This is a genomic window from Enterobacter sp. 22466 (assembly GCF_052044775.1).
In the GTDB taxonomy this organism is placed as follows: domain Bacteria; phylum Pseudomonadota; class Gammaproteobacteria; order Enterobacterales; family Enterobacteriaceae; genus Enterobacter; species Enterobacter dissolvens.
Genome location: NZ_JBQENX010000006.1, coordinates 237,515 through 262,503, shown reverse-complemented (window position 1 = coordinate 262,503; position 24,989 = coordinate 237,515). Strand labels below are relative to the sequence as shown.

The 24,989-nt window shown below is 57.5% G+C and carries 26 protein-coding genes; 17 read left to right on the top strand and 9 right to left on the bottom strand.

Annotation, left to right across the window (positions count from 1 at the left end; genetic code table 11):
- Nucleotides 1-69 precede the first annotated feature (69 nt).
- Complete coding sequence (locus ACTJJI_RS17165; RefSeq protein ID WP_014068263.1) at nucleotides 70-417, top strand: YidH family protein; 348 nt, start codon at nucleotides 70-72, stop codon at nucleotides 415-417.
- On the top strand, nucleotides 407-754 hold the full coding sequence (locus tag ACTJJI_RS17160; protein ID WP_046888835.1) for a DUF202 domain-containing protein: 348 nt from the start codon (nucleotides 407-409) through the stop codon (nucleotides 752-754). Before ACTJJI_RS17165 ends, ACTJJI_RS17160 begins: the two co-directional genes overlap by 11 nt.
- A 34-nt stretch (nucleotides 755-788) precedes the next feature.
- Here the strand turns inward: ACTJJI_RS17160 and dsdA are convergent, their stop codons facing one another.
- Together dsdA and dsdX are read right to left on the bottom strand one after the other, a co-directional pair.
- Nucleotides 789-2,075, bottom strand: coding sequence for a D-serine ammonia-lyase (gene dsdA / locus ACTJJI_RS17155; protein WP_047360533.1), 1,287 nt, complete (start codon nucleotides 2,073-2,075; stop codon nucleotides 789-791).
- A gap of 17 nt (nucleotides 2,076-2,092) precedes the next feature.
- Entirely contained in the window at nucleotides 2,093-3,430 is a 1,338-nt protein-coding gene (gene dsdX / locus ACTJJI_RS17150; protein ID WP_440654950.1) for a D-serine transporter DsdX, read from the bottom strand.
- Between the two features lie 204 nt (nucleotides 3,431-3,634).
- On the opposite strand from dsdX, the gene dsdC reads away from it, so the two are divergent.
- On the top strand, nucleotides 3,635-4,561 hold the full coding sequence (dsdC, locus tag ACTJJI_RS17145; RefSeq protein WP_038418253.1) for a DNA-binding transcriptional regulator DsdC: 927 nt from the start codon (nucleotides 3,635-3,637) through the stop codon (nucleotides 4,559-4,561).
- A gap of 84 nt (nucleotides 4,562-4,645) precedes the next feature.
- Nucleotides 4,646-5,734 carry a cellulase family glycosylhydrolase gene (locus ACTJJI_RS17140; RefSeq protein ID WP_046888831.1) on the top strand — a complete coding sequence of 363 codons (1,089 nt, stop codon included), beginning with the start codon at nucleotides 4,646-4,648 and terminating at the stop codon, nucleotides 5,732-5,734.
- On the opposite strand, the gene emrD is transcribed toward ACTJJI_RS17140, so the two are convergent.
- The 4 genes from emrD to tisB all read right to left on the bottom strand — a co-directional run bounded on the left by emrD (nucleotide 5,637) and on the right by tisB (nucleotide 8,493).
- Complete coding sequence (gene emrD / locus ACTJJI_RS17135; RefSeq protein ID WP_014830051.1) at nucleotides 5,637-6,821, bottom strand: multidrug efflux MFS transporter EmrD; 1,185 nt, start codon at nucleotides 6,819-6,821, stop codon at nucleotides 5,637-5,639. The genes ACTJJI_RS17140 and emrD overlap by 98 nt on opposite strands.
- A 175-nt stretch (nucleotides 6,822-6,996) precedes the next feature.
- Nucleotides 6,997-7,830, bottom strand: a complete 834-nt coding sequence (locus tag ACTJJI_RS17130) for an EamA family transporter (protein ID WP_014830052.1) — start codon at nucleotides 7,828-7,830, stop codon at nucleotides 6,997-6,999.
- 62 nt (nucleotides 7,831-7,892) lie between these two features.
- Nucleotides 7,893-8,339 (bottom strand): GNAT family N-acetyltransferase, encoded by a 447-nt coding sequence (locus ACTJJI_RS17125; RefSeq protein WP_020684668.1) that lies wholly within the window; start codon nucleotides 8,337-8,339, stop codon nucleotides 7,893-7,895.
- Between the two features lie 64 nt (nucleotides 8,340-8,403).
- Nucleotides 8,404-8,493 (bottom strand): type I toxin-antitoxin system toxin TisB, encoded by a 90-nt coding sequence (gene tisB, locus ACTJJI_RS17120; protein WP_020684667.1) that lies wholly within the window; start codon nucleotides 8,491-8,493, stop codon nucleotides 8,404-8,406.
- Nucleotides 8,494-9,118: 625 nt separating this feature from the next.
- Here tisB and ACTJJI_RS17115 point away from each other — a divergent pair.
- The 10 genes from ACTJJI_RS17115 to ACTJJI_RS17070 all read left to right on the top strand — a co-directional run bounded on the left by ACTJJI_RS17115 (nucleotide 9,119) and on the right by ACTJJI_RS17070 (nucleotide 19,111).
- Nucleotides 9,119-9,823 (top strand): hypothetical protein, encoded by a 705-nt coding sequence (locus ACTJJI_RS17115; protein ID WP_014830054.1) that lies wholly within the window; start codon nucleotides 9,119-9,121, stop codon nucleotides 9,821-9,823.
- A gap of 205 nt (nucleotides 9,824-10,028) precedes the next feature.
- Entirely contained in the window at nucleotides 10,029-10,508 is a 480-nt protein-coding gene (locus ACTJJI_RS17110) for an Hcp family type VI secretion system effector (protein WP_083021658.1), read from the top strand.
- A gap of 107 nt (nucleotides 10,509-10,615) precedes the next feature.
- Nucleotides 10,616-10,714 (top strand): ilvB operon leader peptide IvbL, encoded by a 99-nt coding sequence (ivbL, locus tag ACTJJI_RS17105; RefSeq protein ID WP_071830013.1) that lies wholly within the window; start codon nucleotides 10,616-10,618, stop codon nucleotides 10,712-10,714.
- A 229-nt stretch (nucleotides 10,715-10,943) separates the two neighbouring features.
- Complete coding sequence (gene ilvB / locus ACTJJI_RS17100; protein WP_046888828.1) at nucleotides 10,944-12,632, top strand: acetolactate synthase large subunit; 1,689 nt, start codon at nucleotides 10,944-10,946, stop codon at nucleotides 12,630-12,632.
- A 3-nt stretch (nucleotides 12,633-12,635) separates the two neighbouring features.
- Nucleotides 12,636-12,923 (top strand): acetolactate synthase small subunit, encoded by a 288-nt coding sequence (gene ilvN, locus ACTJJI_RS17095; protein ID WP_001171659.1) that lies wholly within the window; start codon nucleotides 12,636-12,638, stop codon nucleotides 12,921-12,923.
- 82 nt (nucleotides 12,924-13,005) lie between these two features.
- A complete protein-coding gene (gene uhpA / locus ACTJJI_RS17090) occupies nucleotides 13,006-13,599 on the top strand; it encodes a transcriptional regulator UhpA (protein WP_014830056.1) in 594 nt (197 codons plus the stop codon).
- Nucleotides 13,596-15,101, top strand: coding sequence for a signal transduction histidine-protein kinase/phosphatase UhpB (uhpB, locus tag ACTJJI_RS17085; protein WP_050861167.1), 1,506 nt, complete (start codon nucleotides 13,596-13,598; stop codon nucleotides 15,099-15,101). Before uhpA ends, uhpB begins: the two co-directional genes overlap by 4 nt.
- A complete protein-coding gene (locus ACTJJI_RS17080; RefSeq protein ID WP_014830058.1) occupies nucleotides 15,094-16,413 on the top strand; it encodes an MFS transporter in 1,320 nt (439 codons plus the stop codon). Before uhpB ends, ACTJJI_RS17080 begins: the two co-directional genes overlap by 8 nt.
- 140 nt (nucleotides 16,414-16,553) lie before the next feature.
- Nucleotides 16,554-17,945 (top strand): hexose-6-phosphate:phosphate antiporter, encoded by a 1,392-nt coding sequence (gene uhpT / locus ACTJJI_RS17075; protein WP_020684662.1) that lies wholly within the window; start codon nucleotides 16,554-16,556, stop codon nucleotides 17,943-17,945.
- Between the two features lie 161 nt (nucleotides 17,946-18,106).
- Nucleotides 18,107-19,111 (top strand): alpha/beta fold hydrolase, encoded by a 1,005-nt coding sequence (locus ACTJJI_RS17070; protein ID WP_125365835.1) that lies wholly within the window; start codon nucleotides 18,107-18,109, stop codon nucleotides 19,109-19,111.
- Here ACTJJI_RS17070 and ACTJJI_RS17065 read toward each other — a convergent pair.
- The gene (locus ACTJJI_RS17065) at nucleotides 19,099-20,001 is read right to left on the bottom strand and encodes a LysR family transcriptional regulator (RefSeq protein ID WP_440654944.1); all 903 of its coding nucleotides are present in this window, start codon (nucleotides 19,999-20,001) and stop codon (nucleotides 19,099-19,101) included. The two genes, ACTJJI_RS17070 and ACTJJI_RS17065, sit on opposite strands and share 13 nt — an antisense overlap.
- A gap of 99 nt (nucleotides 20,002-20,100) precedes the next feature.
- On the opposite strand from ACTJJI_RS17065, the gene ACTJJI_RS17060 reads away from it, so the two are divergent.
- From ACTJJI_RS17060 to nepI, 3 genes are all read left to right on the top strand, one after another.
- Nucleotides 20,101-20,553 (top strand): DUF1198 domain-containing protein, encoded by a 453-nt coding sequence (locus ACTJJI_RS17060; RefSeq protein ID WP_014830062.1) that lies wholly within the window; start codon nucleotides 20,101-20,103, stop codon nucleotides 20,551-20,553.
- A 96-nt stretch (nucleotides 20,554-20,649) separates the two neighbouring features.
- Complete coding sequence (locus tag ACTJJI_RS17055) at nucleotides 20,650-21,177, top strand: SRPBCC domain-containing protein (RefSeq protein WP_047360541.1); 528 nt, start codon at nucleotides 20,650-20,652, stop codon at nucleotides 21,175-21,177.
- A 65-nt stretch (nucleotides 21,178-21,242) separates the two neighbouring features.
- A complete protein-coding gene (gene nepI, locus ACTJJI_RS17050) occupies nucleotides 21,243-22,433 on the top strand; it encodes a purine ribonucleoside efflux pump NepI (RefSeq protein WP_063411750.1) in 1,191 nt (396 codons plus the stop codon).
- 49 nt (nucleotides 22,434-22,482) lie between these two features.
- On the opposite strand, the gene ACTJJI_RS17045 is transcribed toward nepI, so the two are convergent.
- Both ACTJJI_RS17045 and ACTJJI_RS17040 read right to left on the bottom strand, forming a co-directional pair.
- Complete coding sequence (locus tag ACTJJI_RS17045; protein ID WP_063411749.1) at nucleotides 22,483-23,388, bottom strand: EamA family transporter; 906 nt, start codon at nucleotides 23,386-23,388, stop codon at nucleotides 22,483-22,485.
- 144 nt (nucleotides 23,389-23,532) lie between these two features.
- Nucleotides 23,533-24,912: a carbohydrate porin gene (locus ACTJJI_RS17040; RefSeq protein ID WP_014830068.1), complete on the bottom strand. Its 1,380-nt coding sequence runs from the start codon at nucleotides 24,910-24,912 to the stop codon at nucleotides 23,533-23,535.
- Nucleotides 24,913-24,989 lie beyond the last annotated feature (77 nt).

Sequence of the window (24,989 nt, the reverse complement as noted above, 5' to 3'; positions counted from 1 at the left end):
TGCCGGTCTCCTTGTCCTGGCCGATTTACGCTATGCTGAAGCCTGCCTGCAGCATGACAAGGAGCCTTCATGAAAATTTCCCGCCTCGGTGAAGCCCCGGACTACCGCTTCTCGCTGGCCAATGAACGTACATTTCTGGCGTGGATCCGTACCGCGCTGGGCTTTCTGGCCGCCGGCGTCGGTCTTGATCAGCTCGCGCCTGATTTCGCCACGCCGTTGATTCGTGAAGTGCTGGCGCTGCTGCTGTGCCTGTTTGCGGGCGTACTGGCGATTTACGGCTATCTGCGCTGGCTGCGTAACGAAAAGGCGATGCGCCTGAAGCAGGATCTGCCCTATACGCGCGGGTTGCTGATTATCAGTGCGATTTTGCTGACGGTGGCGGGCGTGGTGATGGTACTGGTGTTCTATGGCGGATAGCCGCAAAGCGCGACGCGAAGCGGACCCCGGCCTGCAGCCGGAGCGGACGTCGCTGGCGTGGCTGCGTACGCTGCTGGGGTATGGCGCGCTGATTGCCCTGGCGATTAAGCACAACTGGCACCGCACGGGAGTGCCCTTCTGGATCTCACTGGTTGTGCTGGCGATGGTGGCCATCATTTTATGGCGCTATACCCGCAGCCGTAACGTGATGGACGTGGCGCAGGACGATTTTGTGCAGCCGAAGGCGGTGCGGGATAAGTTCCTGATTGCGTTGGCTGTACTGTCTCTGTCTTTACTCTTTGCAATTACACACATTCAGCAAATTGTGAGCTTATAAGCCCGGTGGCGGCTGCGCCTTACCGGGCCTACGGTTAACGGCCTTTTGCTAAATACTTCGCCATCTCGTCTTCCGGCACCATGCCGCCGCCGGTCGCCCACACCAGATGGGTGACGTTGGCATCAGCCTGAACACGCAGCGGCCCGGCCATGCCCGCCAGCGCCGATGGCTCCAGACGGATCCCTTCCTCCTGCGCCAGCCAGCCGAGCATGTCGTACATGCTTTGATCGGACAGGGTATAGAACCCGTCGAGCAGACGTTCCATCGCACGGCCCACAAAGCCTGACGCGCGTCCTACCGCCAGCCCGTCCGCCGCCGTCACGTTGTCGATACCCAACTCCTGCACGGCAATCTCATCGTGCAGGCCGGTATAAACCCCCAGCAGCATGCACGGGGAGTGCGTTGGCTCGGCAAAGAAGCAGTGGACGTTGTCGCCAAACGCCAGCTTCAGACCAAATGCCACGCCGCCAGGACCACCGCCGACGCCGCACGGCAGGTAGACATACAGCGGATGCTCTGCATCCACCACGCGGCCCTGTTCGGCAAACTGCGCCTTCAGGCGCTCACCAGCAACTGCATAGCCCAGGAACAGGGTGCGGGAGTTTTCGTCGTCGATAAAGAAGCAGTTCGGGTCGCTTTCCGCTGCTTTTCGTCCTTGTTCCACCGCCACGCCGTAATCCTGCTCATATTCCACAACGGTGACGCCATGGCTGCGCAGTTTGGCTTTCTTCCACTCGCGGGCGTCGGCGGACATATGCACCGTCACCGTAAAGCCAATGCGTGCGCTCATGATGCCGATGGACATCCCGAGGTTGCCGGTTGAACCCACCGCAATACTGTACTGGCTAAAGAAGTCTTTAAAGCGCGGTTCCAGCAGGATGCTGTAGTCATCTTCAGTGCTCAGCAATCCCGCTTCCAGCGCCAGCTTTTCTGCGTGGGTCAGTACCTCATAGATGCCGCCGCGCGCTTTAATCGAGCCGGAGATGGGCAGATGGCTGTCTTTTTTCAACAGCAGCGTGCCGGGAATGGCCTTGCCAGATTCCTTCTCCAGCCGTTTTTTCATTGCCGGAATAGCAACCAGCTCAGACTCGATAATCCCGCCCGTTGCCGCGGTTTCCGGGAAGGCTTTCGCCAGATACGGCGCGAAGCGGTTGAGGCGCGCACGCGCGTCATCCACGTCGGCTTTGGTCAGCCCGACGTAAGGCAACCCTTCGGCAAGCGAGGTGGTGCGCGGGTTAAGCCAGGTGGTCTCTTTCAGGGCAATCAGATCCTCAACCAGAGGAAACTGTGCGGTTAAAGCAGTGATAGTTGCGTTTTCCATAATACGTCTCGTCGTGCTCAGATAATGAAAGAAAGCAGGAATGTGCCGCCAAGTGCAAGCACCGAGGCGATAAACGTCGCCGTCGTATAGTATTTGAAGGTCTCATTAAGGGTCGCGCCGCAGTATTGCTTTACCAGCCAGAAGAGCGAATCGGTCACGATCGTGCAGCCAATAGCGCCGGAACCGATGGCAATCGTGATGATCTCCGGGCTTACGTTCGGGTAGAGCGGCAGCATCGGCGCCACTATCGCCGTCGCACCCATCATCGCGACCGTAGCGGAGCCTACAGCGGCATGCAGCACCAGCGCCACCAGCCAGGCGAGCAGGATCGGATGCATGTGCAGGTTCGAGAGAATATGTGCCAGCGAATCTGCCAGCCCGCTGGTTTTGAGAATAGCGTTGAACGCGCCACCGGCACCAATAATCAACAATATGTTCGCGATAGAGCCAAAGCCGTGCTCCGTATGGGTCAGCATTGCGCCCATGCCCATATGCTGGCGGATCCCCAGCAGGTAGTAGGCGACAAATACAGCGATAAACATTGCGGTGATCGGGTTGCCGATAAACTCCAGCAGGGTATACAGCGTGCCATCCTTCGCCATATTGAGCTCAGCGAGGGTCTTCACCAGCATCAGAACAATCGGCAGCAGCACCGTAAACAGCGTTGCACCCAGCGACGGCAGGGTTTGCTCCTCCCGCACCTTCAGGTCGGAAAATTCTGCCGGAACCGGTTTATATGGCAGACGGTTGCCGAGCAGTTTCAGGAACAGCGGGCCACCGACCAGAGATGCCACCAGACCCACCAGCAGACCGTAGACAATCACCGTCCCGACGTCCGCACCTAATTTGTTGGTGACAAACAGCGCAGCCGGATGCGGCGGTACCACGCAGTGCACCGCCATCAGTGCGGTACAGAGCGGAATGGCAAGCTTAAGCAGCGACGTATTCGTCTTTTTGGCGATGGAAAACGCCAGCGGGATCAGCAGTACCACGCCCACTTCCACGAACAGCGTAATACCGCAGATAAGACCCACCAGCACCATAATGACGTCCGCTGACAGCCAGCGGCAGCGCTGTAGCGTGATCCCGATGCGCTCCGCCGCACCGGAGACTTCCATCATCTTACCCAGAATGGTACCCAGGCCGATGACTGCTGCCAGGAAGCCCAGCGTACCGCCAATCCCGCTTTCCATGGCGTTCACCATATCCAGCGGGCTCATCCCCATCATCGCGCCGACGAAAAAGCTCGCCAGCAGCAGTGCGAGGAACGGGTGAAACTTCAGTTTTACGATGGTTAAAACAATCAACACAATGCTGACAAGCAGCGTTACCACAACCCAGACCGGCGATCCCATATCTCACCTCACCCTTATGTCATCTGTGGGTATTGGACGAAAAAACGGCATGAGCTGACAAACGATAAAAATTGCCGTTCAGATGAGCCAGATTGGATCAACTGAGTGACTGAACTCAAAAAAGCGCACTTATTTCGCTGTTGGTTCACATAAATTCATGCCTGGGCGGTATGCTGAGCGCAGAAATAACGTGTGAGAATTGTGATGACCGATGCGAATGAAGTCAGAAACCGGCTGCTAAATGGCTGGCAACTGTCAAAAATGTACACTTTTGAAGTGGCTGCCCGGCATGAATCCTTCGCGCTGGCGGCGGCGGAACTGTCGCTCAGCCCCAGCGCGGTGAGCCACCGCATCAACCTGCTGGAAGAGGAGTTGGGCATTCAGCTGTTTGTCCGCTCGCACCGTAAAGTTGAACTGACGCAGGAGGGAAAGCGCGTTTACTGGACCCTAAAATCATCCCTCGACACCCTGAATCAGGAGATCCTGGATATTAAAAACCAGGCGCTGTCCGGTACGCTGACGGTGTATTCCCGGCCGTCAATCGCCCAGTGCTGGCTTGTCCCCATGCTGGGGGATTTTACCCGCCGTTATCCGTCGATATCTCTCACCATTCTCACCGGCAATGAGTACGTCAATATGCAGCGAACCGGCATCGATCTGGCCATCTATTTCGACGATACGCCGCCAAACTACCTTTCTCATCACTTCTTGATGGACGAGGAGATTTTGCCCGTCTGCTCGCCCGCGTATGCCCGCGAGCATGCGCTGTTGAAAAATCCCGATAACCTCAGCCACTGCACGTTACTGCACGACCGTCAGGCCTGGAGCAATGATTCCGGTACGGATGAGTGGCTCAGCTGGGCGCAGCATTTTGCGATGAATATGCCGTCATCATCGGGTATTGGCTTCGATCGTTCCGATTTAGCGATAGTTGCAGCCATGAATCATGTGGGCGTGGCGATGGGGAGAAAGCGGTTGGTGCAAAAGCGCCTTGAGCGGGGCGAGCTTATCGCCCCGTTTGGCAACAAGACCCTCAAATGCCATCAGCACTATTACATCTCAACGCTTCCCGGCCGTCAGTGGCCGAAAATTGACGCCTTTATTGGCTGGCTAAGAGAACTGGCAGGCTGAAGAATTATTACGCTTTGACGCTACACCAAATGCGAGAAAGCGTGCTAAATACAGGTAATCCTTTTGATTTATCCAGGGTAAAACGTGTTAAAGCCTCTTATTGCGACCGCGTTGCTTCTCTCTTCCGGCTGGGCGATAGCCGCCGAGCCGCCGCTGACGGCTGCGCTTTATGCACAAAAGCTGGGCGTGGGTATGGACGTGGACTGGGCGCGCACCGAGCGCGGCATACGCGAATTCGACCCGCTGGTGGTCCGCGATTTTCGCGCGAAAGGTATCAGCCACGTGCGTATTCGCGTGGCCGATGAGCCGACCGAAGCGCGGCTGATCCATCTGCGTAAGCTGGTGGAAGCCTGCGAGCAGTACGGCGTGATCCCGATTATCGCGTATCAGGCGGACAACTATAAAAACGATCCGAAAGCGGATAACGAAAAAGAGGTCACCGACTGGTGGATTGCCGTGGCGCACTATTTTGGCAAGCGTTCGCCGCTGCTGGGCTTTGACCTGATCTATGAGCCGGCAGACAAGCTCAACCACAACGCGGCCTCGCTCAACCGGGTGTATGAGAAAACTATCAAGGTCATTCACAGCATTGATGCGGACCGGATGATCTTCATCGCCCCCCGCCTGCGTGCGGCACCCGAAGATCTCACCAGCCTGAAGCTGCCTGCGCACAGCCAAAACTTCCTGCTGGCGGAGTGGCATATCTTCCCGTGGGGGCCGCTGAAAAATAACGGCAAATACCCGTGGACCTCCGGTACGGCGGCGGAGAAAGCGGCGATTCACAATCGCATTACGACGGCGCTGCACTGGCAGCAAAAAACCGGACACGTCAGCTGGGTCGGGGGCTGGGGCGTGGGGGAGTCAAACCGCGTTACACCCACCGCGTCGCAAATGGCTTTCGCGACCTTTATGGCCTGCGAGCTGCAAAAGGCGAACATTCCCTATGCGATTAACGCCGATTTCCAGTTTTATGACGGAGAAGAGGGGGCCTGGCGGCCAGCGCCAGAGCCGCTGCTGGAGGCGATGATTGCCCCGGTATGTGAAAAGCCCGGCGAGAAGCCGGGCCATCATGCGGTTAAACAGGCTGCTCGTGATGCGGAACACGCGACGCCAGCGGCAGCCAGCACAGTAAAATCAGCAGCCCCATCAGCGTCATCAGCAAACCCAAACTAGCCTGCCCGGTTTGCGGCATCATGGCGGAGAGCCAGGCCAGCGCGCCGGAGCCAATATTCTGTAAACCGCCCACCAGCGCACCCGCCGTACCCGCGAGGAACGGGAACGGCTCCATGGCGCCGCTGGTGGCAAGCGGGAACAGCATCCCCGCACCGAAGAAGAACAGTGCCGCCGGGATCAGCAGCGTCCAGACAGTCATCACGCCAAACAGACCCGGGATCCACATCATCAGGCCAGCCAGCAGGCAGCTGATTACGGACTGCCACATCAGCGTCGAGAAACGTTTGTTCTGACGTCCGGCGAACCATGCGCCAAAGAACGCCGCCGGGATCGGCAGAATAAACAGAATGCTCACCACCATACTGCTCAGGCCAAGCCCTGCACCCAGCAGCACGCCGGAGCAGGCTTCAAATACCGCGATGCCCGCCAGACCGCCGATCAGCATCAGCAGGTAACAGGTAAAGGCTCCATTGCCGAACAGCGTTCTGTAACTGGCGATAAGCTTCGTGCGCGGTGCGTCCTGCGGGCGGGTTTCCGGCATCCAGCGCGCCATGCTGAAGGTGACAATCACGCACAGCACCAGCAGGAAGGCATAGCAGGCGCGCCAGGACCACATCGTATCCAGCAGGCCGCCAATCAGCGGTGCCAGCAGCGGGCTGACCAGAATACCCATATTCAGCAGGCTATTGGCGTGACGCAGCTGCGTGCCCTGGTACATATCACGCGGTAAGGTACGCGCCATCACCCCGCCAACGCCGGTGCCAACCCCCTGCAGCGCGCTGGCGGCAATCAGTACGGTCAGGCTATGCGTGGTAATGGCGATCACCGTCGCGACCATGAAAATACACATGCCTGTCAGAATGACCGGACGGCGGCCAATGCGATCGGACAGCGGCCCGTAGAATAACTGCGAAACGCCATAGGTGAGCAGGTAGGCGGCCATCACGCTTTGTACCGCGCCCTCACGGACGTTGAGTTCCTTTGCCATGTCGGCAATCGCCGGGATGTAGATGGTTTGCGCCATCTGACCGACGGCCACCAGTAACACCAGCATCAACAATAAGTTAACGTTCCTTTGTTTTTTCATGTCGCTGAATACTTTTGCCAAAAGAGAAAAATGAAGAATAAGTGACTACGCATTCCCATAAATGCGCGAGGAATCTACCACAATGAGATGACAAATTAAGCATTGTCATGATGAATGCAGAAGGGGGGTAAGGCAGGTTTTGTAAACAAGATTGGCAACAAATGTTGCCAGTGAATCACGCCAGGCGCAGCAGGATCGCCCCGCCCGCAATACCCAGCGCGGCTGCGATACGCAGTCCGGCAACCTTTTCTTTTAAAAGCACAAATGCGATCAACGCGCCGAAGAGAATCGACGTTTCTCGCAGCGCAGCGACAACCGCCAGCGGCGCCTGCGTCATTGCCCATAAGGCCAGGCCATACGAGCCCATGGTGCCAACCCCGCCGAGCAATCCCTTTTTCCAGTGCAAACGCAGGTAGCTGGAGGCTTCGCGGCGTCGCGCTACCATTGCCCAGCACAGCAGGCAGAAGCCGTTCATAAAGAAGGTCCACAGCGTATAGCCCAGAGCGGTATCCGATAAACGTACGCCCGTTCCGTCCACCAGTGTATAGCCGGCGATAAAGCAGGCGTTCAGCAGTGCCAGCCAGATCCCCTTCCGTGACTGCAGCCGGCCATTCATCGCCATCGCGAGGATCGACAGGCAGATCACCCCGATGCCCGCCCAGGCGAGCCAGGAGAGGCTATCCCCGAGCACCAGCACGCTGATCAGCGCCACCAGCAGTGGGGCTGTCCCGCGCATCAGCGGATAGGTCTGGCTCATGTCTGAGACCTGATACGTCTTCGCCACCAGTACCGTATACACCACCTGCAGCGCGCAGGAGACCACTAAAAAGGGCCAGCTGGCTGGCGACGGTTGCGGGGAAAAAGGCAGTAAAACCAGAGCAATGAGTGTGGCGGAGCCGCTAACGCTGATCGCCGAGTAGAGCTTATCCGTTCCGGCTTTGACGATGGCGTTCCAGCTGGCGTGCAGCAGCGCGGCAAACAGCAAAATACAGAAAACGGTGATGGTCATGGCGTCTCTGGCGGTGAATTGTCATTCAACTGTAACATTCACGACCTCATGCCGCCAGCCAGCTACACCGCGCAAAAAAGACGGTGAGTGACCCGTGGTTCATCTGACACCAGTCTGAAGCCCGCACGACGGTAGAACCCGCAGGCCGTATCCGGTGCATGGGTATTGAGGAAATCAAACCAGATGCTGGCATCGGCCATCACCACCGTTAACAGCTGTTTACCAATCCCCAGACCGCGGCACTTCTCGCTGACATAAAGATGGCGAATGCGTCCGGCACGCGGTTGCTGGCTGAAGGGATCGCGGTTAAGGCCGCAGACGCCCACCAGCTTGCCGTTTAAAAAGGCACCCAGCAGCTTTTCACCCGGCGCGTTAAAGCGGTTTTCACCGCGCAGCCAGTTCTCTTCCAGCCTGCGCAGCATATTGAAATTCGCCGCGATGCTCTCGGCTTTCAGCGCGATGTACCCGGGCTCTTCTGGCGTAATGGGTTCAATTAACAAACGCGACATAGCATTCCCTCGTTATTAAAGAGGGGCGGTTGCCCGCCCCTCTCAGGTGCGACTTGAACCTGAATCACCGAAGGTATTTCAGGACAGCATCAAGCAGTTGCAGTACAGCAACAATGAGTTTGAGGATAAGAATCACCATATCCACGACGCTCATACGCGTCTCCTTTTGGTAAAAAGGAGCACGATGCTGGCGTACCTTTCCGCCGCCTGTTGCCAGCACCTGGATTGACGTAACACAGTGTGCTCACTTCAGGGGTTAAGGCACTGACGGCACCACCCGTTTCAGCCAGGACTTCGTTGCGCCGGTAGAACTGCGGCCCCCTCGCTCACTGCGAACATCCTCATTATAGATAAATACTGTATGCATGAACAGTATTTTGTGGACAAAATTCGAAACCCGTTCCATACTCAAAAACGTCAAAATCCGTGCCGGAATTGCGCGTTCGTCTTCGATCGCGTATACTTCGTGCGTTGACGTAACACAGTGTGTTCTGCGGCGACCAACCGCAAAACCCTGATAAAAACCTCGCTCCGGCGGGGTTTTTTGTTTTCTGCTTTCTGTACAGAACGGGATGCCAGTTGACTTATTGGCAACGTACCCGGCAGAAATAAGGTACATATTAATGTTTCATTTAATAATCCTTAAATATAGATTATTTAAATAAAACTAAGTCTGTTTATTTTTAAGATGAATATGTATTTAAATAAAACCCACAGATTTGAATTACCAGGTTTTTCAACGTATATTCACATAACCATAAAAACAGTATGGATAGTTTATGCAAGCATCTGATTACTTGAAGATGAAGTTCCAGAGCGACAGGCAGTTAGCTATTTATGGACAACAAGGCGTTGCTGGGACATGGAAAGCATTAAAGGGGATCGGTTCTGATATCTACTCAGGAATGGAGCGTGTTAGTTGGTATTCATCATGCTTAATCCCCAGCTATCACGATGTGTGTGAAGAGTTACTCTCAGAAGAAAAAAGGATGTACCTCTCAATTGTGTCTATTTACCGTTATCGCAATGTAATAGCACACATGCTCTATCTTTATTTTGAAAGCATTATGACCGATTCTGAAAATGGGAATGAAAAAAATCGCGTTCGCAAGACGGATTCAAAAGTAACCAGCCTTGTTAAAAACATCCCGGCAAGCAAGGCAGCGCGTTTAGCGATAGCATGGGCGCTGGCTAAATCCCTATCGGAATCCGGCTTGCTTTCAGAAATCGTCGTCGAACGGCTTGCGCGCCGTGTACCTAATGTTGTTATGGCTCTGCAGCTGATGGGTACGGACCAGAAGTGCGCTCTTGCTGCCCGTCGTCTGAAAATGTTGGATCCTAAGTATTACGCCACCCTCTATGCCGCACAACTGGAGATGCTTTACTACTTTTTTGAACCATTCCTGGCTGAAATCATTAAGAAAGTGCAAACGGGATTCTACAAGGATTTTGATGCGATCTATAACGACTTAAAGGATAGGTAGCATGTTTAAGAGTCTGCTATCCATTCTTTTTACAGATGTTTTATTCCCTGTTTATATTTTTGCTTGCGCCTCTTTGTTTCTCTGGCTGGTGCCCAACCACTGGGTATTATTAACATTCATTGCTATCGTTTTATTTATTATTGTTCATCCGATAATTTTCGGGCGCTTTGATAAGTACGATTGAGTTTTATAAAAAGGAGTTTGTATGTCAAATCCGGCTTATTTGTTTCTGACAGATGAAAATGGTTCTCCAATGGTAGGCCCCTGCCTGGTGTCAGGGCGTGAAGGTGCAATTGAACTCAAATCGTTCACTCATAATGTCAATATCCCGGTCGACGGGAATACCGGGAAATTGACGGGCACGCGCATACATATGCCCGTCATGTTCCAGAAGGAATTTGATCGTGTCACTCCGTTTTTATTTCGGGCGTTGAGTACGGGGAGAACGCTTCAGTCAGCCACCATAAAGATGTATCAGATTAATGAGGCTGGTTTAGAGGAGGAGTATTTTAATATCATCATGGAGAATGTAAAAATAACTTCTATTACACCCGATTTGTATCCAGGTGCCAACACCGGAACACACCTCGAAACGGTTCTCATACGCTATGAGAAAATCACCTGGAAGCATTGCGACGGAAATGTCATCTATAGTGACGCCTGGAATGAGCGAGCAACATACTAAAACGTGATCCCTGACGCATTTTTGCGCAGATGAAAATATTTCCATTGTCACGCCCGAAAACCTGTGTTTGTATAAATTCAATCAATGATTCCAAACACAGGTCCCCCATGACTGCATCCATGAACACCGCGACCCTACTAAAAACTGCGCAACCAGCCGCAGTGGTCGTCGTGCGTGTGGTGGTGGTCGTCGGCAATGCGCCGTAGGGACTGGATCAACACACGAATCCAAAACCCCGCCGGCGCAAACCGGGCGGGGTTTTTCGTTTAGGACCCCTCCCGGATACGCTAAGTAGTTCGGGTTGCAGGAAGGCGGCAAGTGAGCGAATCCCCAGGAGCGTACATAGGTACGTGACTGGGGTGAGGGAACGCAGCCAACGCATCTGCAACCTGAAATACGACGCGTAAAGCTGGCTCAGAAGAAAAGGACTGGAGCATGGCAAGTTCGGGCACAACATCCACCAAGACGCGTTTTACCGGCGCGCAGCTGATCGTTCACTTACTGGAACGACAGGGCATTACCACGGTTGCGGGTATTCCGGGCGGTACGGTACTGCCGTTGTACGATGCATTAAGCCAAAGCACGCAGATTCGTCACGTGCTGGCGCGTCACGAGCAGGGAGCGGGGTTTATCGCTCAGGGCATGGCGCGTACGCAGGGTAAACCGGCAGTCTGTATGGCCTGTAGCGGTCCGGGGGCGACCAACCTGGTGACCGCCATCGCCGACGCGCGTCTCGATTCCATTCCGCTCATTTGCATTACCGGCCAGGTGCCGTCCTCAATGATCGGTACCGATGCGTTCCAGGAAGTGGATACCTACGGTATTTCTATCCCCATCACCAAACATAACTATTTAGTTCGCGACATCGCCGAGCTTCCTCAGGTTATCAGCGATGCGTTCCGCATTGCGCAGTCCGGTCGTCCAGGCCCGGTGTGGATAGACATTCCTAAGGATGTCCAGACCGCAGAAATTGAGATCGACGTGCTGCCGGAGCCGGGCGAGCGGGCGCCCGCGCCAGAATTCAGCGCTGAGAGCGTGCGCGACGCCGCGGCCATGATCAACGCCGCTAAACGTCCGGTGCTCTATCTGGGCGGCGGGGCAATCAACGCCGCAGATGAAATCCGTCAGTTCGCTGAAAAAGCCAACCTGCCCACCACCATGACCCTGATGGCGCTCGGTATGCTGCCTAAAGCGCATCCGCTGTCATTAGGAATGCTGGGCATGCACGGCGCGCGCAGCACCAATTACATCCTGCAAGAGGCGGATTTGCTGATTGTGATGGGCGCACGTTTTGATGACCGGGCGATTGGTAAAACCGAGCAGTTCTGCCCGAACGCAAAAATTATTCACGTGGATATCGACCGCGCCGAGCTGGGTAAAATCAAACAGCCGCACGTGGCGATTCAGGGGGACGTGGCCGACGTGCTGGCGCAGCTGATCCCGCAGACGGACGCAACTGACCGCGCAGACTGGCGTCAGATGGTGGCGGATCTGCAACGCGAGTTCCCGGGTGCGATCCCAACCGAAGGCGACCCGCTGAGCCACTACGGGCTGATTAACGCCGTGGCCGCCTGCGTGGACGACAGCGCAATCATCACCACCGACGTGGGCCAGCACCAGATGTGGACCGCCCAGGCCTATCCGTTGAACCGTCCGCGTCAGTGGCTGACCTCCGGCGGCCTGGGAACCATGGGCTTTGGTCTGCCTGCGGCAGTTGGGGCGGCGCTGGCGAACCCGGACCGCAAGGTGATCTGCTTCTCCGGTGACGGCAGCCTGATGATGAACATTCAGGAGATGGCCACCGCGGCTGAAAATCAGTTAGACGTTAAAATCATCCTGATGAACAACGAGGCGCTGGGGCTGGTACACCAGCAGCAGAGCCTGTTCTACAAGCAGGGGGTGTTTGCGGCGACCTATCCGGGGATGATTAACTTTATGCAAATTGCCGCCGGTTTTGGCCTGCATACCTGCGATCTGAACGCAGAAGAGGACGCCCACGCAGCGCTGCAGGCGGCGATCTCTCGTCCGGGCCCGGCGCTGATCCACGTCCGTATCGACCCTGAACAAAAAGTGTATCCGATGGTGCCGCCGGGTGCGGCAAATACTGAGATGGTGGGGGAATAAGCCATGCAGAAACAACATGAAAACGTCATTCTGGAACTCACCGTCCGCAACCACCCTGGCGTCATGACCCACGTCTGCGGGCTGTTTGCCCGCCGCGCGTTTAACGTGGAAGGCATTCTTTGTCTGCCGATTCAGGGCAGCGAGCACAGCCGCATCTGGCTACTGGTCAACGATGACCAGCGTCTGGAGCAGATGATGGCCCAGATCGACAAGCTCGAAGACGTCACCAGAGTGGCGCGCAACCAGTCCGACCCCACCATGTTTAACAAAATTGCGGTGTTCTTCGAATAGATCGCTTAAGGTAAGCGTCTTTCGCTCTTGTAGGCCGGATAAGCGCAGCGCCATCCGGCGTTTTCAGACCGCAGGAACAGACATGACCACCATCGCCCTTATCGACGACCATCTTATCGTCCGCTCCGGATTTGCCCAGCTTCTCAACCTCGAACCGGATTTTCAGGTGGTGGCCGAGTTCGGTTCCGGGCGCGAGGCGCTGGCGGGCCTGCCGGGGCGTGGGGTACAGGTCTGTATCTGCGATATCTCCATGCCGGATCTCTCCGGACTGGAGCTGCTGAGCCAGTTACCGAAAGGGATGGCGATTATCATGCTCTCGGTTCACGACAGCCCGGCGCTGGTGGAGCAGGCGCTCAACGCCGGCGCGCGTGGGTTCCTGTCAAAACGCTGCAGCCCGGATGAGCTGATCGCCGCCGTGCGCACCGTCGCGACGGGCGGCTGCTACCTGACGCCGGACATCGCCCTCAAGCTGGCCGCCGGACGTCAGGATCCGCTTACCCGGCGTGAGCGTCAGGTGGCAGAAAAACTCGCTCAGGGGATGGCGGTGAAAGAGATTGCCGCCGAACTGGGTTTGTCGCCCAAAACCGTGCACGTTCACCGCGCCAACCTGATGGAAAAACTCAACGTCAGTAATGACGTCGAGCTGGCGCGCCGCATGTTCGATAGCTGGCAATGAACCCGCTGATTTCGCGGCTGATCGCCGTTGTTGCCAGCTTTTTTATCTTCTCCGCCGCCTGGTTCTGCCTGTGGAGCATCAGCCTGCACCTGGTGGAGCGCCCGGCGCTGGCGGTGTTGCTGTTTCCCTTCGGCCTGCGTCTGGGACTGATGTTGCAATGCCCGCGCGGCTACTGGCCGGTTTTGTTGGGTGCAGAATGGCTGATGCTGATCTGGTTGTCGCAGGAAGTCGCCCTCGCGCATCTGCCCTTATTGATGACCGGAAGCCTGCTCACGCTCCTCCCGGTTGCGTTAATTTCCCGCTATCGTCACCAGCGCGACTGGCGCACGCTGCTGCGCCAGGGGGCGGCGCTGATTGCCGCCGCGCTGCTGCAATCCCTGCCGTGGGTAGGCGAAAAGGAGATGCTTAACGCCCTGCTGCTGACCCTGACCGGCGGCCTGACGCTGGCCCCCACCTGTCTGGTTTTCTGGCACTATCTCACCAGCACCGTCTGGCAGCCGCTCGGTCCGTCGCTGGTCTCTCAGCCGGTAAACTGGCGCGCCCGGCATCTTATCTGGTACTTGCTTCTGTTTGTGGTGAGCCTGTGGCTACAGCTTGGCCTGCCTGCCGAGCTTTCCCGTTTTACCCCGTTTTGTCTCGCGCTGCCAATCATTGCGCTCGCCTGGCACTACGGCTGGCAGGGGGCGCTTATCGCCACGTTGATGAACGCCATTGCGCTGATTGCCAGCCAGACCTGGCACGATCATCCGGTGGATTTGCTGCTCTCCCTGCTGGCGCAGAGCCTGACCGGGCTGCTGCTCGGCGCGGGCATTCAGCGCCTGCGTGAGCTGAACCAGTCCCTGCAAACCGAGCTGTCGCGCAATCGCCGTCTGGCAGAGCGTCTGCTGGAGACTGAAGAGAATGTACGCCAGGAAGTGGCGCGCGAGCTGCACGACGACATCGGCCAGACCATCACCGCCATCCGCACCCAGGCGGGTATCGTCCAGCGTCTGGCGGCGGATAACGCCGGGGTGAAGCAGGGCGGGGCGCATATCGAACAGCTCTCCCTTGGCGTGTACGATTCGGTGCGTCGCCTGCTGGGCAGGCTGCGTCCGCGCCAGCTGGACGATCTCTCTCTGGAACAGGCGGTGCGCTCCCTGATGCGCGAGATGGAGCTGGAAAGCCGCGGGATTGTCAGCCATCTCGACTGGCAGATTAACGAATCTGCGCTGAGTGAAGGCCAGCGCGTCACGCTGTTCCGCGTCTGTCAGGAAGGACTGAATAATATCGTTAAGCACGCCAACGCCAGCGCGGTGACGTTGCAGGGCTGGCAGCAGGATGAAAGCCTCAGGCTGGTGATTGAAGACGACGGCTGCGGTCTGCCGCCCGGCTCCGGGCAGCAGGGCTTTGGTCTGGCGGGTATGCGCGAGCGCGTGAAGGCGCTGGGCGGCACGCTGAGTATCTCCTGCACCCACGGGACACGCGTCAGCGTCAGCCTGCCGCTAAGGAGCCACCATGTTTAAAACCCCCGCTAACGCCGCGCCGATAGGTGACAAAGCGGAGATCGATGCCCGCTACCGCTACTGGCGTCGCCATATCCTGATCACCATCTGGCTCGGCTACGCGCTGTTTTACTTCACCCGCAAAAGCTTCAACGCCGCCGCGCCGGAAATCCTTGCCAGCGGCGTGATGACCCGCACCGATATCGGCCTGCTGGCGACGCTGTTCTACATCACCTACGGCCTGTCGAAGTTTTTCTCCGGCATCGTCAGCGACCGCTCCAACGCCCGCTACTTTATGGGCTTTGGGCTGATCGCCACCGGCGTGGTGAACATTCTGTTTGGCTTTTCCACCTCGCTCTGGGCCTTTGCCCTGCTGTGGGCGCTGAACGCCTTTTTCCAGGGCTGGGGCGCGCCGGTCTGCGCCCGCCTGCTCACGGCGTGGTATTCCCGCAACGAGCGCGGCGGCTGGTGGGCTATCTGGAACACCGCGCATAACGTCGGTGGAGCGCTGATCCCGATGGTGGTGGGCGCAGCGGCGCTGCACTACGGCTGGCGCGCGGGGATGATGATTGCCGGTGGTCTGGCGATCCTGGCCGGGCTGTTCCTCTGCTGGCGACTGCGCGACAGGCCACAAACTGTGGGGCTTCCGCCGGTAGGCGACTGGCGGCACGACGAGATGGAGATTGCCCAGCAGCAGGAGGGGGCGGGGCTGTCCCGCAAAGAGATCCTTACCAAATACGTGCTGAAAAACCCGTACATTTGGCTGCTGTCGCTCTGCTACGTGCTGGTCTACGTGGTACGCGCGGCCATCAACGACTGGGGTAACCTGTACATGTCCGAGACGCTGGGGGTGGATCTGGTGACCGCCAACTCGGCGGTGACCATGTTCGAGCTGGGCGGGTTTATCGGCGCGCTGGTGGCGGGCTGGGGCTCGGATAAACTCTTCAACGGCAACCGTGGCCCGATGAACCTCATCTTTGCGGCAGGAATCTTACTCTCCGTCGGCTCGCTGTGGTTGATGCCGTTCGCCAGCTACGTGATGCAGGCGGCGTGCTTCTTTACCATCGGCTTCTTCGTGTTTGGTCCGCAGATGCTGATCGGCATGGCGGCGGCAGAATGCTCGCATAAAGAGGCGGCCGGTGCGGCGACGGGCTTCGTCGGGCTGTTTGCCTACCTTGGCGCATCCCTCTCCGGCTGGCCGCTGGCGCGGGTGATCGACATCTGGCACTGGAGCGGTTTCTTTGCCGTGATCGCCATCGCGGCGGGGATATCGGCCCTGCTGCTACTGCCGTTTTTGCATGCGCAGGCGCCGCGTGAAGCCAGGGTGATGTGATGCGCCTCACCTTTTCACCCCGAGTGGCGCAAAACTAAGAAATTTTCCCGGTTTTACCTGGACGCTGTCTCAGGCATCTCTCCTGGCTGATTTTTACAATGCCTGCCATTCGCAGGTAAAAATCAGCTCAGGAGCAAACCATGCTGGCCTTCCTCAATCAGGTGCGCAAGCCGACCCTGGATCTGCCGCTCGACGTGCGGCGCAAAATGTGGTTCAAACCGTTCATGCAGTCCTATCTGGTGGTCTTTATCGGCTACCTGACCATGTACCTGATCCGCAAAAACTTTAACATCGCGCAGAACGACATGATCTCCACCTACGGGCTGAGCATGACGCAGCTGGGGATGATTGGCCTGGGCTTCTCCATCACTTACGGCGTGGGCAAAACCGTTGTCTCGTACTATGCAGACGGCAAAAACACCAAGCAATTCCTGCCGTTTATGCTGATCCTCTCCGCCATCTGTATGCTCGGTTTCAGCGCCAGCATGGGCGCGGGCTCCGTCAGCCTGTTCCTGATGATCGCTTTCTACGCCCTGAGCGGTTTCTTCCAGAGTACCGGTGGGTCGTGCAGCTACTCCACCATCACCAAATGGACCCCGCGCCGTAAGCGTGGTTCATACCTTGGCATGTGGAACATCTCCCACAACCTTGGCGGGGCGGGTGCGGCAGGCGTGGCGCTGTTCGGCGCGAACTACCTGTTTGACGGTCACGTGATCGGCATGTTTATCTTCCCGTCGATTATCGCCCTGATTGTCGGTTTTATCGGTCTGCGTTTCGGCAGCGACTCTCCGGAATCTTACGGCCTCGGCAAAGCCGAAGAGCTGTTCGGCGAGACGATCAGCGAAGAGGACAAAGAGACCGAAGAGAACGAGATGACAAAATGGCAGATCTTTGTTGAGTACGTGCTGAAAAACAAAGTGATTTGGCTGCTCTGCTTCTCCAACATTTTCCTGTACGTGGTGCGCATCGGTATTGACCAGTGGTCCACCGTGTATGCCTTCCAGGAGCTGAAGCTCTCTAAAGAGGTGGCGATTCAGGGCTTCACCCTGTTTGAAGTGGGCGCACTGGTCGGCACCCTGCTGTGGGGCTGGCTCTCTGACCTCGCCAACGGTCGTCGTGCGCTGGTGGCCTGCGTCGCGCTGGCGCTGATTATCGCTACCCTGGGCGTCTACCAGCACGCCAGCAACCAGTACGTTTACCTGGCGTCCCTGTTTGCGCTCGGCTTCCTCGTGTTTGGTCCGCAGCTGTTGATCGGCGTAGCGGCGGTAGGTTTTGTACCGAAAAAAGCGATCGGCGCCGCCGATGGGATTAAAGGTACCTTCGCCTACCTGATCGGCGACAGCTTCGCCAAGCTGGGTCTGGGGATGATTGCCGACGGCACGCCGATTTTCGGCCTCACCGGCTGGGCTGGCACCTTTGCGGCGCTGGATGCCGCCGCCATCGGCTGTATCGTCCTGATGGCGATGGTTGCGGTGCTCGAAGAACGTAAAATTCGCCGTGAAAATCGTGTGCAGAAATTAAAAGCAGCCTGAGTGTGCAGGTGACTTCGTTGCCCGGTGTGTGATGCCGGGCTTTTTTGTTTTAAATTCCAGTCTTTACCCCGCTTTACACACTCACCCCTCTCCTTGCTCTACAGTTTTTTTTGCTGCCGCCTTTCGCGCAGCCTTATTCCTTTTGCTATGGGAGAGCTTGCATGTTGACCCGACGATTATCCTGCCTGGCGCTGTTGATGGCGCTGACAACCCCCGCAATGGCTACGGATGCGCCCACCTACGGCGAGAAGCTGGAAGGTTTCGACTACGGCTGGCCGGTAAAGCACTTTACCTTTACCTCGCAAAATCAGTCTCTGGATATGGCCTACCTGGACGTGAAGCCGGAAAAACCCAACGGCCGCACCGTGGTGCTGATGCACGGCAAAAACTTCTGCGCCGGTACCTGGGACGGCACTATCCGTGCGCTCTCAGCCAGCGGTTATCGGGTGATCGCTCCCGACCAGATTGGCTTTTGTAAATCCACCAAGCCGGAGCATTATCAGTACACCTTTCAGCAACTGGCTGATAACACCCACGCCTTGCTGAAAACGCTCGGCGTCGAGCGCGTGACGGTTATCGGCCACTCGACCGGCGGCATGCTGGCGACCCGCTATGCGCTGATGTGGCCGCAGCAGGTGGAGCAGCTGGTGATGGTCAACCCAATTGGTCTGGAAGACTGGAAAGCGCGCGGCGTGCCGCATATTACGGTCGATCAGTGGTACCAGCGCGAGCTGAAGGTCAGCGCCGATGGCATTCGTCAGTACGAGAAAAATACCTACTACGCCGGAGAGTGGAAGCCGGAGTATGAGCGTTGGGTCACCATGCTCGCCGGGCTGAACAACGGGCCGGGAAAAGAACGTGTGGCCTGGAACTCGGCGCTGCTCTACGACATGATTTACACCCAGCCGGTGATCTACGAATTTAGTGAACTGAAGATGCCGGTATTATTGATGATCGGCACGAAGGACAACACCGCCATCGGGAAAGATCTCGCCCCGCCTGAGATCCGCAAAACGCTCGGCAACTATGCGGTGCTGGGGAAGGAGACGGCGAAACGCATCCCGCACGCAACGCTGGTTGAGTTCAACGACATGGGGCACGCGCCGCAGATGCAGGATCCTGCACGCTTCCACGAGGCACTGCTGAAAGGGCTTCAGGCTCGCTGACTGGTTTCCAGCAACAACCCGCGCAGCCACATTTGCGCGGGGTTACGGTGTGTTCTGGTGTGCCAGGCCATGCACTTGGTGAAACCCGGCACCGGAACCGGTGTGTTGCAGACAAACATTCCCGTCTGGTTTTCCGCTATCCGTGACGGTACCACGGCGATCATATCGCTTATCGCCAGTACATCCGGCAGTACCAGGAAGTTGCTCACCGATAACCCCACGTGCCGCGTCCGGCCCATTTTTTCCAGCGCGCCATCCGTCACGCCGCGAAAACTATCACCTTCATAAGAGACCAGCACGTGTTCAAGGGCGCAAAAGCGCGCCAGAGAGAGCGGTTTGCCCGCGTCCGGGTGGTCGGCACGCATCATGCAAACGTACCGTTCATCATAAAGCGCCCGGCTGTGCAGGTCGTCTGGCGTGGTATGGGGCGTGATCAGCGCCACGTCAACGTTCCCGCGTTCAAGCTGGTTCATCATGCGCTCGGAATCGACAGGTATAACCCGCACGCGTATTGCCGGTGCCCGCACCTTCAGTGCCGCGATAAACGGCACCGCAATCGCGCGGAGCGCGTAATCGGTGGCGGCAAGCGTGAAGGTGAGGGTGGCCTGCAGTGGGTCAAACGCCACCGGCTGCAGCAGGAGGTCGATATCTGCCAGGATGCGCTTCACCGGCGCGGCCAGCTCTTCCGCACGGGTCGTGGGTACGATGCCGTGGGGCGCTCGGATAAACAGCGGGTCGTCGAAGTAATCCCGCAGGCGGTTCAGCATGCCGCTGACCGCCGGCTGGGTCAGGGCCAGACGCGCCGCCGCGCGGGTGACGCTGCGTTCATCCAGCAGGGCGTCGAGCGTTTTCAGCAGGTTAAGATCCAGCGTGCGCAGATCCGTTTTCATGACGATATTCTACCTTTTTTCAGTTCACTATTATGGCCGTGCCCGCTGTCGATACCCTGAGTTTCCCGCTATGATGAGCGGCTATTCAAAGGAGAACGCATGGTCTGGATAATGCTGGCAACGCTTGCCGTGGTGTTTGTGGTTGGGTTTCGTGTCCTGACCTCGGATTCCCGCCGCGCCATCAAACGTTTAAGCGAACGGCTGGGTATCACCCCGATGCCGGTCGAGTCGATGATCGATCAGTTCGGTAAAACGCCCGGCAATGAGTTTATCCGCTACCTTGAACGCCCGGACGAAGCGCATCTGCAAAACGCCGCCCAGGTGCTGCTCATCTGGCAGGTGTGTATCGTCGACGGTAGCGAAGAGAATCTCCACACCTGGCACCGCATGCTGCGTAAAGCCCGTCTGGCCGCGCCGATCACCGATGCGCAAATCCGCCTCGCCCTCGGCTTTATGCGCGAGATGGAGCCGGATCCGCAGGAGCTGAACGCTTTCCAGCTGCGTTACAACCAGCTCTTTCTGCCGGAAGAGGGCGTGTTTTACCTGCACTGATATCACGAACCGTGATGATGAGTATAAGGCATCATCATTAGATTTATACCACTCACGGGCGCACCATCACCTCATCCACTCACGATGAGGTGAACCATGAAACAATCCGCCATTATCTGGCCAGACGATTACCTGCCAGGCACCACCGATAACTTTGCGTCGAATGAAATCATTGTCGCCGGACTGAGCGCGAAAGCGATCTGGGCGCAGCTCAACGACACCAGCCTGTGGCCGGGCTATTACAGCAACGCCAGCGATATTCGTTTCCATGATGGCAGTGGCCCGGAACTGAGTGCCGACGCCCGCTTTCGTTTCACCACCTTTGGTTTTCCGGTTGAGGCGCGGGTGACGGAGTACGTTCCGCCGGTCGATGGCGAGGCGGCGCGTATCGCCTGGCACGGCTGGGTGGAAGGGGAGGAGAGCGCACGTCTGGATGCCTACCACGCCTGGCTGTTTGAAGACTTACCGGGTAACCGCGTCCGTATTTTGACTCAGGAGTCGCAGAAAGGCGTACCGGCGCAGGAATTAGCACGTACCCTACCGAACCCCATGATCAACGCGCATCAGGAGTGGATCGTCGGGCTGGCGAAAGCGGCGATGCAAGAAAAGTTGTCTAAACGTTAAATCCGTCACACTTTTGATGATAAACTGCGCGACTTTCCCGCACGTTTTTATCTTCAGGTGACGCCATGACAGAACATATCCAGCCCACGATCAGACCGCAGACCAAAGAGGTTTCTCGCCCCAACTGGTCGGCGGTTTTTTCCGTGGCGTTCTGTGTCGCCTGTCTTATTACCGTCGAGTTTTTACCGGTCAGCCTGCTGACGCCGATGGCGCAGGATCTGGGTATTTCCGAGGGCGTGGCAGGGCAGTCCGTTACCGTGACCGCGTTTGTGGCGATGTTTGCCAGCCTGTTTATCACGCAGGTGATTGGCGCGATTGATCGCCGCAAAGTGGTCATTCTCTTCAGCGTGCTCCTGACGCTCTCCTGCCTGCTGGTCTCTTTCGCGGAGAGCTTCACCCTGCTGTTGCTGGGGCGCGCCTGTCTTGGCCTGGGGCTCGGCGGCTTCTGGGCGATGTCGGCCTCGCTCACCATGCGACTGGTGCCGACGCGCACCGTGCCGAAAGCCCTCTCCGTTATCTTTGGCGCGGTCTCCATCGCGCTGGTGATTGCCGCGCCGCTGGGGAGTTTCCTTGGCGGAATCATCGGCTGGCGTAACGTCTTTAACGCCGCAGCGGTGATGGGTTTTCTCTGCATTCTGTGGGTGTGGAAAGCGCTGCCGCCCCTGCCGGGCGAAGCGGCGCACCACAAACAGAACATGTTCAGTCTGCTTAAGCGCCCCGGCGTGCTGGCGGGGATGACCGCCATCTTCATGGCCTTTGCCGGGCAGTTTGCCTTCTTTACCTATATCCGCCCGGTCTTTATGACCATGGCGGGCTTTGACGTGGATGGCCTGACGCTGGTGCTGCTCAGCTTCGGTATCGCCAGCTTTGTCGGCACCTCGCTGTCGTCTCAGTTCCTGAAGCGCTCCCTGAAAGTGGCGCTTGCTGGCGCCCCGCTGGTACTGGCTGTCAGTGCCGTCGTGCTGATTCTGTGGGGCAGCGACAAATGGGTGGCCTCGGCGATTGCAATTATCTGGGGCTTTGCTTTTGCGCTGGTGCCGGTGGGCTGGTCGACGTGGATCACCCGCTCGCTGGCCGATCAGGCTGAAAAAGCCGGGTCGATTCAGGTGGCGGTGATCCAGCTGGCGAACACCTGCGGCGCGGCGGTGGGCGGCGTGGCGCTCGACCACCTTGGGCTGACGTCGCCGCTGGTCATCTCCGGCACGCTGATGTTGCTGACGGCGCTGCTGGTGGCAGGGAAAGTGAAGGTAAAGTAATGCTTTTTCTCCCTCTCCCGTGGGAGAGGGTTGGGGTGAGGGCATCAGGCTACGCCGGGGCTTTCACCCGTTTTCTCGAATCCATCGAAATCAACACCACCGACGACACGATCAGCAGCGTGCCCAGCCAGTCCGGCAGGGTAAACGCCACGCCCAGCAAAATCACCGACAGTAACGCGCTGCTCAGTGGCTCGGCACAGCTCAGAATGCTTGCCTTCGGCCCGCCGATCATCTGCGCGCCTTTCAGGTACAGGCTGAACGTCAGCGCCGTGCCGATCACCACCAGGTAGAAAAACGCCAGTAGCAGGCTGCCGTCAATGACAAACGCGGTGCCGCGTCCGGCGTAGAACGGCGTCAGCATTAACCCGGCAATCAACATACTCCAGCCGACAATCGGCAAGGTGCCGTAGCGGGCGATCAGGGTTGACGGATACGTCGTGTAAAACGCCGCGGCAAAGGCCGAGGCAATGCCGAAGAACAGCGCGGCAGGTGAGATAGAGAGCGAGGTAGGGTCGCCATGGGTCACCAGCAAAAATGTCCCCACCAGTGAGGTCAGGATCGCCGAAAGCACAAACAGACCCGGCCGCTTTTTCCGCGCCAGCGCAAACCACGCCACGATAATCGTCGGCGACAGAAACTGCAGCACGGTGGCCGTAGCCGCGTTGGATTTCTCGATTGTCACCAGGAAGGTGAGCTGCACCGTGAGCGCGCCAGCCAGGGAGAAAAACAGCAGGCTGAGGGCGTCTTTGCGATGTTTGATGACCGAGAAAATCTTGTCGCCGTGAACGAAGGACAAGGTCAGCAGGATCAGGCCGGTAAACAGCAGGCGAACCATGGTCAGATAGGGTGACGAGATCTGGCTTTTCTCCATGATGTACTGCGCGCAAACCCCTGAGCTGCCCCATAAAACGGCGGCGATCAGGACGTTCAGCATCCCTTTACGTGTGGAACCCATGTTCTCCCCTGCGATGTTGTCGTTAATTCGGTCAACAGCATAGCATGGTTGTGTGCGGCCTGATGCCCTCACCCCGGCCCTCTCCCACGGGGAGAGGGAGCAAACACTAAAAACGGCAACGCTCGTTGCCGTTTTGCTTTTACCTTAGAACCACGCCTCCCACATTGCGCCGACGTTGAAGTCGTCCAGCGTTTCGTCTTTGGTATTGTTCACGCGGGCGGTGCGTTCGTTATCCACTTTGCCGCCGGTGACGTAGAAGCGCAGCATCGGACGGAACTCCGGCCCCATGGCGATAGACATGTTCTGCGACAGGGTCAGCTTCCAGCCCTTGTTGTCGCCGCCGTTGTCGTAGTCCACATGCTGCCAGCCCGCTTCCAGCCAGGTGGAGTGAACGTCGTTCCACCAGTGCATCGGACGCACAATGGCGTTGTAGTTCTTACGGTTGTCCGTTTTATCACGGCTGTTGTCGTAGTCGTGGAAGGCGAGGATGTACTCCACCTGCGTGGCCGGAGTGAATTTATACAGCCCTTCGAAGCTGGCATAGACCGTGGTCAGATCCTCGGTTTTATTGAACACACTGTTGTCCGCGTTATCAGAGTAACGGGCAATCACCTTATTCACGCCGCTGTCGTTAGTGTGGCTCAGCACCACGCCGCCCTGCCAGGCGTTCAGACGCTCGTCGCTTTCAACCGCTTTTGAGTCAAAGCCGTAGTTGGCGTACAGCTCCAGATCCAGCGGACCGACCTTCATGCCGTGAATTTTTGACGTCGCGGCGTAGTTGCCTTTGTCGCCCGTGCCGGACCCGCCGGTACAGGTGATGCGCGACGGGTTGGCTTCGTCTTCCATGACTTCCGGGCTACAGGATTCCACCGCCGCCACGGCGGCCACGTCAAACTGCACGCCGCCGATGTCGAAGTTCTTCACCCCGGCGCCCTGGCCGTCGTGGTTCATCCAGAAGTAATCGTTAATGCCCTGCTGCGGACGCTGGTGGAAGTCACGACCGGCCCAGAAGTAGGCGTTCGGGTTGGAGGCCATAATGTTGGTCACCCCCGCGTAGGCTTTTTTCAGGTTAACTTCATCGCCCCAGTGATCGATCATCACGTTGATGTCCCAGATGGCGCCGTTGTCACCCTTGAAGGCCTTGGAGAGCTGGAATTCACCGCCGTTGCCTTCGTTACCCAGACGACCGATGGCTGATGCCCCGTTATAGGAACCGTCCACCGCCACGTATTTCTGGTCAGCGGCCTGGAAGTGCGCGCCGTAGCGGGCGTAGCCGGTAAATTTAATGCCGAACGGAATGGCCATATCCGGGGATTGCGCCGCGCTTTGCGGCTCCGTCACCACGTCGGCTTTTTTCGCGACCGCGGCATCCATTTTGGCCTGACGCTCCGCGAGGGCTTTATCCACCGCTTTTGCCACAATGGCGTCGATTTGTTCCTGTGTAAATTCCTGTGCGAGTACAGAAATTGGGCAAAGCGCGGCGATAACCGCCATGGTTAATGGAAGTTTTTTTAGGGTAGTCATGGTTATCTCAATATAGTTTAATTTTATTCAGACAATAACCATCCCGCTCCGATCTGACAGAGTATGTCGCTATCATC